This window comes from Mixta mediterraneensis, assembly GCF_030283135.1.
GTDB classification, from domain to species: domain Bacteria; phylum Pseudomonadota; class Gammaproteobacteria; order Enterobacterales; family Enterobacteriaceae; genus Pantoea; species Pantoea mediterraneensis.
The window spans coordinates 1-15,197 of the sequence record NZ_JASUAZ010000064.1 but is presented as its reverse complement, the minus strand read 5'-3'; the positions used below and the strand labels follow the sequence as shown (position 1 = coordinate 15,197).

The following is a 15,197-nucleotide window of genomic DNA, read 5'->3' as shown; positions in this document are numbered from 1 at the left end:
CAATGCAATCCAAATGTTGATGAACAATGTTCATGGTGCAAGACCGAAACGAATGGGACGACAAACTTTAAAAAAAGAAAGAAAAAACGATCGATCGATTGAGCCGCAAGGAGTTGGAGAATATTATTGGCAACAATAACTAGCAAATAACAAATGAATTTCATAATGGAAGAAAAGGAAGGAAGATTCACATTCTTTCGGACGTTCAGCGTCAATGATTTCTTCCTTCTCATTTGATGAACTCGGTTCGCTTTCATTCCGTTGTTCATGGTTCATATTTCGATTCAATCCGTTGCTCAATGACGACGAGAGAAAAAAAATCGTCCAATCATTTCATCATATAAATGTATATATATTCACATTGAGATATATCAATAAATGAATGATGATGGAAAAAGAAGAAGAAGAAGAAGGGGGTCGTCGACATGTGTATGTGTGGATGTCCATCAATAGTAAATAAACAACCAAAAACTTGTCAAGCAGAAAGTGTGTGCGTATGTTTGAAAAAGGAAACAACAACACACACAAAAACACAATTGTCACCACACATACACACACACACACACGCTGAGGTCATTGAGGGGTCACACAATATATGAATGAGTGGGTGAGAATGAATGATTGAATCAAAATGGATCGACATTGCCATTGCAGGAGAAGTGCTAATTGGTCGTGAAGCGGAAAGTAAAGTTGACAAATGTATTCGATCGATTGTCGATTGGATCGGTAATGAAATTACCCAAAAGCAAAGACCAACGGAAATCACCGAAATAAAAGAGACCAGGGCAAGAGAGGTAAAAGAAATGGTCCCAGTTTATAAAAACATGCACGTGTGTCCATAAAATGAGAAAAGGAGAGAGGGAGAGAGAGAGAGGTCAAAGTGATCTGGCTCGACCCCGAAAATCCCATGTGAGTGTTGGCTACCGATTGAGTTTGGTCAATCAAGCCAAATGAAGTGGTAATCTAATTGATTTGAATCGAGTTGCAACTCCCCAGATGAGTCTATACTTCCCACTCGAAAACATTCAACATTAGAATCAATTAGTATTGATGCAATGGAAAATATCGATCGAAATGAATGGAAAAAAAATGTTACCAACAATTGGAACAAATCAACAACGACAACAACAACAAAAAAACCAAATCAAGAGTGTCCCAATTCACATGACCGATCAAATCAATCGTCGCCAAAAAAAACGACACTCAATTGATGGAAGTTCGTCAAGTAACAACACCTTTCCATCTTATTTCAATTCAATCGGGTTTGAAGCAAATAATCCCTCATTTGGGAAAAATTATTAAAGATCCAAAGAGTGATGAAAAGAATTGGGCGAATATTGATACACAAAATACCTTTTTTAAATGAAATAACAATAATAGAAGTTGGAAGAAAAGAATTCTCCATCTTGAACTAATGAAATTGTTGGTAATAAATTTGACGATTCCAAGTGCAAAAACAGGCAAACTAATTTATTTAAACAAGAATAATTTAAATTTAACACCAGAACTTTGAATCGCAAAGACACACAACGAGAATGCTAGCCAATAAATCCTTATTAGTTCAACGAAATGGAAGAATAAAAAACACAATTAATTGAACTCCAAAAGCAATATTTTACAAACGAAAAACTGAAACTGTAAAACCTTAAAATAGTATTGGATGCTTGTTAGTACCGACAAACAAAACAAAGTAAAAAAACGGAGAGACTTCCACTTTCAGCAACACAACAAACAATCAGATCAGAGAAAGGCAAAAAAACGAGCAAATAATGGAATGATTCTCCTAATTAGACGATTCCATTGTGAGACTTTACTTTTAGATCTATCTGTGTATACTGGATTATTACTGATTAATGATCATACACAGGTAAATGGTGTATGCGAGATAAATGAAATACAATTTATAATTGTAAACTGGATGGAAAACTGCTCGGCCAGAATCTTGATTTGTCTAATTAAAGTTCCAGATTGAGTTATAATGAGTGAACCGAAAACTGATTCTTTCTCTTTTAGTCGACAACAGCAAAACGATAGTTGAATTGAATCGGGTACCCAATTCCGAATTGACAGTTTGTTTTTAATGATTTCAAAACAATTTCAAAACAAGTCAAACTAAAAACAACAAAATGACGAATGGAAAAATCTATTTTGCCATTCAGTTGGTGTCAAATATGGGCAACAATTATGTTCAATTGAACTGTTCATTTCAAATCAAACGCAAATGCAAGTGTGATTACATTCGACACATTTGGTGTTTGAATTCATTCCTCCAATGCATTGGATCATAATGATATTTGAAAATTAAATTAAATATCTAATGAAAGCGGGAATAAGAATGGGAAAATGCAAACACATCCATTGAATGAATGAATGAATAAGTAAAGTTGCCGAATCAACTTAGCCGGTAGAGAAGAAGCGGACCGATTCAATTCAATGAAGGCAATCATTCAACGAATGGCTATTGCATCAATATTGTAGAATAATGAAAGAAGCGGGAGGCTCAAGATTTGGCTTGATGATGATTATGGCCTCCACAATACGACAACGACGACGACGATGATGATGATGATTATGGTTTTGCACTAATATTTCTGTAGCCGACAATATACCAAAAACATACAAGAGAATGGAGGCGCCGCATCTTCACACTTACTATACAAAAGAAGAAACGATTTCAAGAGAAAATAAAATGATAAACATTCATCATACATACACAAATAGTTACAATGACGACAATGACGACTACGAATGCAAATGGACATTGATCGTTGATCTCCATGGCAGACACACACACACAAAAGTATTGCAAACAAAAACAGACGAAAGAGTGACACAAAAGGAATAAAAGTGTCGAAATTGAATTGAGTTTGGTTGTTGCATCGTTTCAATGAGAAAAGTTTATGGAAACGGTTGATAGTTCAACACATTGATTTAGGAAACTTTCAAATGGCAAGGCAAAGGTATAATAAATCGAATAGATACGTAATGAAATTTTGGTCGATTTCAATTGAAATGAACTTCTTTGACATATGTTCCCCAAAGAATCAAGACGAACATAGACAAATGAGGTTAAGATGCACGATTCGATGCGATTGGAAATGTACATTTCTCTTGTTTATTTGCATTCTAACATGCTTACATTGCAAAACCAATCTCATTTCATTTGGGGAGAGTGAAACAAGAATTTGCTTCACTCAACAAATGGCCACCAATGTCTTCGTAACGGGTATTGCCCGATTTGGCCAGTTGACAGACTCGTTAGTCACCATTCGTCGACACTTCGACAGTTCGTCGTCGGAGAGATGTAACCATCGTCACCCATGGATGAGAAGAACGGAAAAACATCGTGAACCTCAATCTAAGTTATGGTCGTTTGTCCGTTGAACTCGCGTTGCACTCATTAAAGAATGAAGATTGAAACAACCCCGAATGCAAATTCGGTCGACTTCGAGAGAAGAAAGATCTTTGACCGATCTTGAGTTGAATAAAACTGTCAACTCGTTACATTGCGATAACTTTTAGTTGAAAATTTCACAACTTTTAAAAGGCGCTAACATAAAAAATTTGGTGGGCGATCAACGAAATCAACTGATCCGTTTTATCAAACCATCCGTCACAAGGGTGCCGATTCATTAATGAAATATCTATTTAGGATTGATAGATTAATCAAAGGAAAAAGTCCGGAAACCAAACGATGGCGTAGTAGCCATTTGGCGACAATGCACCACGATACGAAGATGATGATGATGATGATTATTATCCTCATGATCGTTATACAATTTTTTTAGAATATATTTATGGAAACAATAATAATTTAAAGTGGCAGAGGTCATCGAAACGCATCGAGAGTAGAAGTGGTCAAGTCATTTCAACTAAAAAAAAAGAAGAAAACAATTATGAACCTCATCATCATTTGGGCAGCTATTTGATGTCCATCACCTCGATCGAAAAGCAACACAAAACACCTTTAGGCATTGGAGGTGCAATTGGAATTAATTATGTCGAATGACGAAGCCACCCAACAGGTGTATAAAGATTATTAAAAGACAGAGAGTGTGTGTATGAGTATCGACATAGGAAAATTATTAACAAAATAGTTTGCAAACTTAACGTTAACACTAATAACTTCTCGCTGGCTTGATCATACATTTTTTTTTTGACAAATTTGTGACCAAATTATATGGTTCAAAGTCAACATGAAAGACGGAAATAAAATGTACGACACCATGGTTCATGGTTCCATTAGCAATATTGTCCGAACATCATTAATGGTCAAGGTGCCATTGTTTTTGTCCATTTTTGCCTACGACCAGAAAAATTGAATGTCAAACAATCGTCATAGGTAAGGAAAGAATCGGAATTGTTAATGGACTTTGATCGTTCCAACGTGACAAAGACGATTTATGTGGATTGGATGGCGTCAAACTACTATAAGGACATTTGGCAAATTATTATTTATTACAAATGGAGACGAAATGCAAATGTCCACTTTGGGTGGATGAAAATATATAATTCCATTGCCTAATAGGATACGGGCAAAGCCGTGAACGATAATGGAAGAAATAAGAGAAAGAGAGAAAGAGAGACAATGATATGAAATCAGTGGGACAGTAAAGTCAGGAAAAGAAGACGAAGACAAAGATGTCAACACATTTTGCCATTGGACCACACCAAGCATGAAACCGAGAGACATCATTGACAAGATTCTCTTGTAAAAAGTCATCGTATATATAATATCACAATTAAAATACATAATTCAACCAATGACACAGATCGTGTGCGAGAGTGCGTGCAAGAATACAATCACGGATTGAGATGGAGACGAGGGAAAAAAGTCAACGCATCAAGAAGTAATTAGATTGAACTGTAAAATAATAACTTTCCCTCAAATAGTTGGAATGAAATTCGATTGAATAGGACAATGAAAAGAGATCTAATTGTTTCGTTGTTGGAGACATCATCAATGGGCTTGTGTTTCATATTAATTTCAAATCAAAATTTGTGTCCAAAGAGAAAGAGAGAGAGGACAAGTGTGACAGGACAATAAATGTCAACGAAGATGGAGATCACACAAATCATTTTGTTGTCGAGTCGCGCTGTACGTGTTCAACCAATTGCACATAGCATACGGATAAATGTTAAGTGAATCATCAAACACTCATCAAACGGCAAACATCATCATCGTGGACAATCATAATGCAAGTGAGCAATTAGTTGAAATAATGGAAACACATTTAGAATAGAATATTTTCAATAATGCATGTGTAGATAGAAAGAAAAGAGCTGTCACAGCACAAGTGAAAGATTGTATAAATATAAAAAAAGTTGCTTCGGGCGCCGGCGACGACACCCAAACGATGGAGACATTTTTTTTGTTGATGAAATCAGATTCAACGTAAAGTGGAGTCACATATCACTTCATTCACTCGCTCTTTCCTATCTCAAATAACCGGGAAGTCTCGAGATGTATACACAAGTGTTTAAGGAGGATTCAATGGTATATGACAACACAACACTCAGCCCATATTGGCACAATAGCCAAAACTTAGCCTAGAAACGAGAGATTCTTAGGAAAACATAGATGAACAACTCATGCATGGTTCGTGAATTTGTTCGTTTTCAATTCTTTTGCACTTTAAATGTTTGTCAATGCAACAAGATATAGGGTTTGCCTGTTGATGATGAGCTACATCATTCAACAAAGTTGGAAACATTTTGGCAAGATGGCGAACGATGCAACGAACACAATTCGAGCTGTAGTAAGCAATATAACTAAAGGTATACAATTGTGTGGACGTGTCCGATTATCGTCAAAAGTGCTCGACACACTAATCAAACAAACGTATAAAATAAAGAAGATGCATCGTAAGAAATCATAAAACTAAAGTAGTCGTAAAATAGATTGATTGATGCAGATTGATGGAACTTGTTCAAATAAAGTATTCCGAAAGAGATTCAGAATTGATTCCATCAAAACATTGGGAGCGAAAGAAAGAAGGAGAAAGACGAAATCCATCGCTCAAGTAAAAGATGGTAGCATGAAAATAAATGCAATTTCAATGCCAAGTTTATATTATACTCACAAACAATAAGAGTTTAGGGTCATAGTTCAATCAGAGAGAACCAAATCGGAAATGTTGTTAACGTTAAAGATGTTCCAAAAGCGATTTGGAATTTGACGCAGCAATAGAAGATAAAATGGCACTTACCTAGAAAGAGAAAAAAAGAAAGAAAATTAGTAATGGTTTATGATAATGGTAAAATTTTGTATCAACTTTTTAAAACTAATAAATTTTTCGTGTCATGGCCGACAAAAATGGTTCCAAATTTGGCGACGACATAGTGTGACTTATTGGATTCAAGTGTGACATTAAATGTTTGCACTGATTCACTCGAAACTTGCACACAACTCTTTACTTGTGAACAAAATGGATGAAGTTGCACTTTCCATTTACACTACATTGCAAAAGGGAACATAAAGGTGACAAGATTCATGAGTAAATAAAGATAATTAAGGGGAAACGAAGGAAAACAAATTGAAAGGTAAATATTGCAATAATATGAATGTGTGTGTGTGTCAACTATTGAATTGCAATGTCGATATATAAAAGAACAAGGACACTAAAATGGCAACGTGGACTCAAAGAACTACTACAATTTGCCTTTGGAGAATGTAAAAGTTTAAAATTCAATTTTAAACTTTGAATAGGATGCAAATTGATTTACAAATGGATTAAAAGTATACAAATGGAATAGGTCTCCCACTTGGAAAACAATTGAATTGATTTTATGTTCATGTCCATTTGCAATTGGATGTAAATGAAACTTTTATTACCTATAATGTACAGGCAAAAGTGTATACACAGAAACACACACACACACAGGACAAAGAATATCATCACTTTTTTTAGATGATGACAAAAGGTAAATCTTATGGAAAATAGTTCAAATGTAAAGTATTATTGGGTTATTGGGCTGGACGAATCATCATGGCTAAGTGCAATGGCACTAGAATTAAGGCTAAGTACAACACACATGAAAAGGGCCGGTGAATGGAATGTTTCCATTTGGAAGCCGACACATTCACACACACTCATGAAATCAAATTGAAAATTGTCGAGAAAGAAAAAGAAGAAGAAGAAGAAGAAAAGTCTCGCTTTTGTTGCCGTTGCTTTTCACACGGAACCGAAAAAAAAACATCAATCCATTTGGGATTCGAGTGCAATCGATGCAAGCGAACAAGCTTCAACTAATTCAATTTTAGATTGAGAATGATTTTCCCTTCAAATTGAAACATAAAATGTTGTTGAATTGTAAATAAAGAATGAGAGAAATAGAGGGAGAGAGGGGAAAAGAAAGTAAAGGTTCCATACAAATCTATCAATAGATATAACCAGAGGCTTAAATGTAAAGTGTTCAAAAAAAGTTTAATTGCCGTCATCATTCGAGATATTACACTGGGCGAGTCCGATTTCATTAAGGACAACAACTAAAAGAACATCAAACGATAACACTCTTGGGTCTAATCAAATTCGTCTCACAATCTCAATCTCTCGGGGTCCATTAACAGGTAGGAATCAATCAACAGTTCGAAACGATCGGAAAATCAAAATTGGCGAACAACATTTTCTAATTCAAAAGTGCGCAAGATGATCTATTAAAGATTGGACGAGAGTCGTAACTTGAACCATTTCAAATCGAGTAGTAACGTTTCATTACTTCTTTACTGACTTTGCAAGTTTAGCCTAATCTTCTTCTTCATCCATTCATTCATTAATTCATTCATTCGTTCATTCGCTATATTTGTCACTACAATTCAAATGATGACATATGGCATAAGTTTAGTTTGTGTGGAAAAGCTTTCCAGTGTCATCTTATAAGATGACGATGTTTATCATCTCCAGGCCAGGCACCTTGCCGCAACAGTGTATGGCGATGTTTGATGGAGTGGAATCAGTCATCCATCGATGCGTTTAAATTACAATCAGAACCCGTAACAAAAAGGAAATAGAAAGAAAACAAGTAAAAGAAGGTTACGAACCATTTACAAGAAATCCCATAATATTTGAGAATCGTGATCCAAGTTTGTTTCCCAGTGAAATTAGCTTGCATCATTCTTTTTGTTGATAAATTAATCGAGCACAATACAAGAACAAAATGAAAGAAATAATATGATTCGATTTGACCAAATGTGTTAACGAGGACATCAATCGTGTTCAGTTCTTAAATGATGATGATGAGCAGAGATGGTTTCGGTTTAAATACACTCAATAAGAAAGCCAATGCCAGCCACAAAGAACAATGTGACTACAAAATGAGTCAGCAATGACACAAGTCGGCAGAGAGTGGAAACCATGCATGCGCTGAAGTGTTAACAAGGCGCCACGTGAACAAATTGACTTGGTCAGTAACCAGAAATGGAGCCACAAATAGTCAACGCCACCTACAGAAAGTGGGAGCCATGCGATGATCAATGTGCGAAACTTTAACAAAAGATGTGACGCGATGTAGTCAGAAAAGGAGTCACTAATTAGTCAGCAATGAAACAATGTATTCGCTTGAGAGAGGGAGCCATGCAACCAGACAATTGTTGGACATGTTTATCAGCGATGTGACCAGAGATAAGGAGTCAAGACTGCAGTCATGATGCAATGCTGTGGCGGCTATCACCTTAACGAGTGGGCGCCATTCGGATAACCAATATATTGGTTGCTATTGTAACTGGTTTGTAATTTCAGTCTCAATTGATATATTCAAATTGAATGCAACCGAAACGGACACCATCATTTATTGACGATCGATAACTTTACAATTCACCGCAAAGGTGTCAATTATGCGAATGGCATAGCATTTTGAACAAAAAAATAAAAATGAGACAATTGAGAAACATTAAAATATATTTTAAGATCAATATAAGTAAGAAATATGGAAATGAAATGCAAAGAGATTGTCAGTCATCCCTCGATGCGTTTAAATTACGGTCAGAACCCGTGTCCAAATAGGAGGCAACCATTGAAGAAATGAAACAATAGCATGACGAATTGAATTGCATCTAAAAGTGCGGTAAATATAACCGAATCGTGTATTTAGACAACACACAACAAAAAAAGCAGTTCATTCCCGAATGCTAAATGAATGTTATATATCCAATTGCATCGTTAGAGTGAGAAAGAGGCATCGTCCGAATAAAAACCATTCAATGTCTAAATTCGTCTACGAAAAAAAACGAGAAGACAAATGTGGGAGACTGGCAAACCGAACAGGAGTATAAAAAGTAAACATTGAATAAAGACCAGATTCTCTCTAACTTTCTTTCATTTCTTTAGTTTACAAAATTCAGTGAATCATTCCCAAATTTACAAACTGAAGAATCGTTATTCGCTATCCATTTGACGTAAACAACATTTCATTCAGGCACACACACACACACATCATGTATATAATTGAGCTTATACAAACGAGATGCCGAGTGAAACTAGTGAAGATAGATGCGACGACACGACATGAGAATTGGGTGTCTATAAATATGGAATAGAGTCGGCGAATAAAAAAGTATATGGAACCGAGAGAAAGAGAGAGAAAGCACGATCTCGCACGATATGCCATAACCATAATCAACATATGCAAGATTCATCCAATGATGAATCTCTCATCAAATCGTTCAGTTCGTTTGCCAATGCTCTTCCATCTCGTCACTTCATTAGCATGATCTAATTTGTCACAAATGACGATGTCATTTTCAATGACTTTCAATGAATTGAGTCGTTCGCCCTCAACGACGGTTAGGTCATTATCCTCTCAATTGGATATCTCGGTCGAGCTGCAAATTTAGGTTTTGCAATAATAAAAGTCCATTACATAGATCAAAGAACATTAATGAATTTCACTATCAAAACAAAAGACAAGGTAGGTAAAATGACAGGACAATTGACCACACAATGTGAATGTGTGTGTGTGTGTGTGTGTGTGTGTGTGTGAAAATGATAAGTGAATAAATTGTAGTCAAATGCAATGATGACAAAAGGCAATGTGATTCGAGATCATCATGAACAATCAAATGATTCTAGTTGGAAAATTGGAATGTTATTCATGAGTGCCACTAACAACAACAACGCATATAAAAACACAAAAAAGGAGTGAAATAAGATCAAAACGAATGGAAAAAGGGACTTTCACTTTCAAAAGTTGTGTATGTATGTGTATGATTGCAAAGTTGTCGAATCGGTTGGCGTGAGCGTATTGTGCACATTCAGTGATACAGAATGGAACGGAATTGAGTGACGCGGCACGGCATCCGAACCCATTGGATCGATGATTCCATGCAAGAATGGCGTGAGAGTATAAAGTGCAATTCCAATTGGCTTACTTCACTTGCTTCCGAACAAATTGTGTTAGCTAGAATCACAATTATTGTCAAACGATGAATGAATATTTTCGTATTCTAAACTACAGTAAAAGATTTAGCCTCACTCAGCAGCAGGAGCAACAGAAGCAATTCATCAAATGGAAAAGTCGACCGACTTCCGTTGAGAAGGATTTCCGTTTTAAAGTTTCAAAGCTCATCATCATGATCATCATCAATGGAATCCTTTTGTTGCATTGATCCATTGACTTGGTCGGTTGAATCCTCTCGTTCCAATCTCTCCCCCACTCCACACTCCAAACAATTCAATTCAATGTTTAGTCAGGTTAATTCATTTCAAATCATTCATCCATAAGTTGAAAATAACTTCGATGAATCATCATGTAAACTGAAAGTTGAATGGAAATCAAGACAGACATGCAGAAGAAAAAAGAGGAAAGCAATTTTGGGTCGATGTCGATACGACAAATTCAATTGCGATGAATAATGGGAACATACAATTGTTTGAATGTGCGATCAACGAGTCAAACTCATGCGGCCTCCTGCCAAGTGACACACCAAACTTTGACAAACTCTAGGCCCATAGATTGTTTATATGGACTCAGTTATAATACCATTAGACAAGCTAATCGAAGAGCAAAGGCCAAATGGAAAATCATTGACCGGAGAGAGAAAAGGTCTACATGAACACAATGGACCAAACCTCTTCACGGCAATTCAGGTTGTGCTTGACTTTTGAGTTTGAAGACAAAGAGGCCCGAGAGAGAGAAAGAGAGATTGAATGAGTGACTGAGTGAGTGAGTGAGTGCCGTTACAAAAGTAATGGGTGACAATAGTGACCATGAAAGACTCAAGTGACATACTGAACTGGGACTAGCATTGAATTGTTGTCCACCACCACTACACTCAACTCAATGAATGAATGGAACACTTGAATGGACATGGTCAATGGAATGGTCCGACACTTGGTGCCAGACATGATAGGAGTGTAGAAGTATGGTGCCGCATATTGACGCAAATATATATATAAAAACTAACAGCATACAAAATCAATTCAATCTGTTCTATTTTACAATGAAGAAAACGGGCAAGTAGACAAACTCGATTCCATTAAACATTTTGGTGAACAATTCAACATGGGAGTACATAAAGGCTTGAAAGCAATATTGGAACATTTTTTTTGTGCCTTAAGGGGGCCAACAAACATGTTACCATTAGGGATACAGCATGATTCCCTGTGTAGATTTGTGTGATTGCCAACTCGGCACAAAAGCATTCAAGTTCACACTTTGAGCACTGCAGGGAATCTGCCATGTTCATTCATTCTTGTTCTAAACGTAAGGCGTAAGGAGATTAACGTCGCCGTCGTCATTGTTGATGGTTCTGTTCCTTTAGGATATATATTGGTTGGTTGGCAACAGCAGCAGCAGCGACAGCAGCCGAGAGAGATCAAGACAAATCTCAGTTCGCCGGGTGATTGAAGGCAAATGAAAGAAGAATGAACAGAACAAATCTGAAACGGAATCTAATGGTAAACGTCGAATACGAGGGCAGAATGTTAATTCAATTTGGTAAAGCAATCAAGAGTGAGTGACTGGGCTGCCTGGCGCGAGGTACCGCCGACCAGCCAAAGCAGCATCAATTCACAAAAAAATATAGAAGACGATATTGGACCACTCAAGAGAATGATTGCAAAAGAAAACGGCGCTGCTGGTTAATGCCGACAAAGTAGAGCAAGTGTGGAATTAAAGGTAAAAAAGCGGGACACTTAATTACACCTGAAGCTCGGTGCGACCCATCATGAACCGCCTTTGGACAGGAGGATAGAGAGAATCCTCTCTCTCGCACTCGTATTCGCTTTTGCCTCATTCCAAAGGTGACCTTTCACACCTTACAGGTAGAAAAAGAAAATGTTTCATTGCCTTCCAAAAAATGCATGCTGTGTGCATAGACAACGCCTGACACAATCGGTCGTGTATGAACAAGAGCATGCCATGGACCAAAGTATATGAACGTTGAGCACATTTTGCCTAATTGTACTGTTCGAATCATTGCCCGTGTCTAAGTCAATAATTTGACCTAAACACAACATAACACACACACATGCACAAGACCTAGTGGTGCCGCTAATTTATGGCTTCATTCTTTAGCCATTGGCCACAAAACCGACCAATAATACAAAACATAGTTAAAGAAGCATAGCATCATGTATATGTGAACCCGAGAGAAAGACGACGAAGAAACAAAAATAATAATCACAAAGCTCAGCCGACTTTTCGACTGGTCACTACACCTTCCACAAACAAGTCTGAACATTGAAAAAGGTCAAAGGTTGTCATATGGTTCGTGAAATTTAGCATACTGAATGAGGGAGAGAGTTAGATGGCAAATTAAAAACAATAAAACTACATATTACCACCATTCGATTGATATCGAAGGGGGACGAAGAAAAAAATGAAATGAAATGAAACAGCTTATCGGCAAGCCCATTATCGAATGAAGATCGACCTGTTCCTTCATTCGATCGATCGAGACATCGATATTGGTTCCAAAACGTTTGGTCTTGACCGACCACAACAATAATCAATGGAAGAAAAAGTGTAGGCAAATTGATCGATGATGAGGGGAGTGATGGTGGTGGCTTTTGTGGAGATTGACGGCAATGGTTTCCTATTGGCTCAATCGATTGTGCAAGCAAATGCGAGCATAATAACTCAATTATATGTTGACTTCACCAACAGAAGAATTCGTGATGCGGCAAAATCGTTGAGTCACAAGCAACAACAACAACACACGCCCGAAGAATCTTTGCAAAAGATGTCGGCGAAATGCAAAAAAAGGAACGTGTGGCCACACCAAGCGGTGCGACATTCCACAACCACAAAGAGTGTTCGTTCATTACATCAATTGTTGCATGATCGGCAAATGTTGCCGATATATAAATATAAAAAAAATGAAGAACCTACGACCAAGATGGAAGGAATGAAAAAATAAAAAATAAAAACGGGAGGCAACAGGATCTTCAACATGCTATTTCGGTTTGTTGCATGTCGAGAGAACAACGAAACAATACAATCGTGCCAATAAATGAGTGTAAATTTGGTTTCCATGATTCGTATGCACCAAACCAAACAGTCGCCTTCCTACACACCAAATAATAAATGGTTGACGAACATAAAAAAGCATTGATATTACAGTTAGACGAGTGCTAAAAGCATTTTTTATGTCGTGAGTGGCAGGAAGACATGTGCAAATATATATTCGCGATGGCAATGGTAATGAAAGATGGCGATACCAAAAGATGGACAAGTCATGTGTCATAAAAGAATGAGAAAGAGAGAAGATTGGAACACAAAACTAGACAAGACACGAGTGCAAACAAACGTTGTGTGAGGGTGGGGGTTGAGAGAATGTCCAAACGATTTTTTTTGTTGTTAATCTAGCATGGACGATTATTGCCCGTTATCGTCGATTGACCATTGATGGCGCAACAATTTGCACAACAAACTTGGAGTGGAATCGTATTTTCAGTCGATAAATCACCGCCGTTCCCGAGACAACATTCGAGCGAGAGTGAACGTGGCAATATTGACCATCTTGACCCTAGACAACATTCGGGTCAAACACTTGGCATTTGGCAACTGTTCTCGAAACGTTCTCCTATTGCAACACCAAATCTAACATATGGGACACATGCACTTGATCGTCTTCAATGGTGGACCCCACGGCGAGCAAATATTTGCTCAGACGACGTACACACACACAAAAATGGTTTGAAACGAAATCAAAGTTACCTGACACCTTGAAACATACGATCGAGTAAGAGGAAACAAATCGTATTGATGACTATTCACGCCAAGGGTCGTCGATGGGGTCGATTCAATTAGATCAAGATGGAAGCCGATCGACCGATCACCTGAAGCTTGTTGTTGTGAAGCTCACGGGTCATACTGTGTGATCGATCATCATTGGCCAAACAACATTGAGAATTGCCTGGCTCGATCCATTTGCAATAGCTAATTAGTACAGTGACAAATCGACATTTGTATGAATTCGCACACAAAGAATGAGTGTGAAGGTCAATCGCATTCGACAAGTTCAATTCACAGGTAAATGGAAAGGTCGGATAATTTGGTAATGGTTTAATTGCTTGAGGCGCCGTCAAGCATACATACATTTGGGCGCATTGCGGTCGGTAGTGTCCGAATCGAATGTAACAACAAAAGGAAACAACAACAACAAGTACAACTACAATTAATAAAGTAATTAATCAAACGTACAAGATGAACAATATTCTTTCATAAGATGAGGCAATACAACACACATAGACACACACACACACCTATTGAACGCAAACGAAGACCTACAGTTCTCGAAAGCGTGAACAAACTGCATCGAATTGAATGGAAACATAGATGGAAAGTTAATTAATGCTTTATTAGCCTCCTGTACAAAAAAAACGGACGATCTAGGGCGTCCAATATTCGTCCATTCCAGAGAGAAAAAAGACGCAATTTCACAAACACATTTATATGTGAAGAACGAACAAGATGAAATGGAAGAAACGTTTCCACTTGAGTTTTTTGGCATCAATTAAGAATTCATTAATTTACTCAACCGGTTCGGAATGTAGGGTCGGATAAAGAAATGTTCCTCTCTTTCTCAATGTTAATGATGAAACCGACTAATAGATTGTTACGGACAAGACCAAATCACTTTGGTAGACATGTCTATAGAGAACACTACCTGTCAGGTGTGAATTTGAAGTAATGCAAGGAAAAATCGGATAGATATAATGCAATAAGTGGAGTATAGATTGGATGGATGAATAGAT

4 protein-coding genes are annotated in these 15,197 nt (G+C 37.2%); all 4 read left to right on the top strand.

Features of this window, described 5'->3' with window-relative positions:
* Positions 1–617 precede the first annotated feature (617 nt).
* The gene (locus QRY16_RS20355; RefSeq protein ID WP_289777857.1) at positions 618–842 is read left to right on the top strand and encodes a hypothetical protein; all 225 of its coding nucleotides are present in this window, start codon (positions 618–620) and stop codon (positions 840–842) included.
* A 247-nt stretch (positions 843–1,089) separates the two neighbouring features.
* A complete protein-coding gene (locus QRY16_RS20350) occupies positions 1,090–1,302 on the top strand; it encodes a hypothetical protein (protein ID WP_289777856.1) in 213 nt (70 codons plus the stop codon).
* Between the two features lie 10,647 nt (positions 1,303–11,949).
* Positions 11,950–12,081: a hypothetical protein gene (locus tag QRY16_RS20345; protein ID WP_289777855.1), complete on the top strand. Its 132-nt coding sequence runs from the start codon at positions 11,950–11,952 to the stop codon at positions 12,079–12,081.
* A 913-nt stretch (positions 12,082–12,994) separates the two neighbouring features.
* Positions 12,995–13,357 (top strand): hypothetical protein, encoded by a 363-nt coding sequence (locus QRY16_RS20340; protein ID WP_289777854.1) that lies wholly within the window; start codon positions 12,995–12,997, stop codon positions 13,355–13,357.
* Positions 13,358–15,197 lie beyond the last annotated feature (1,840 nt).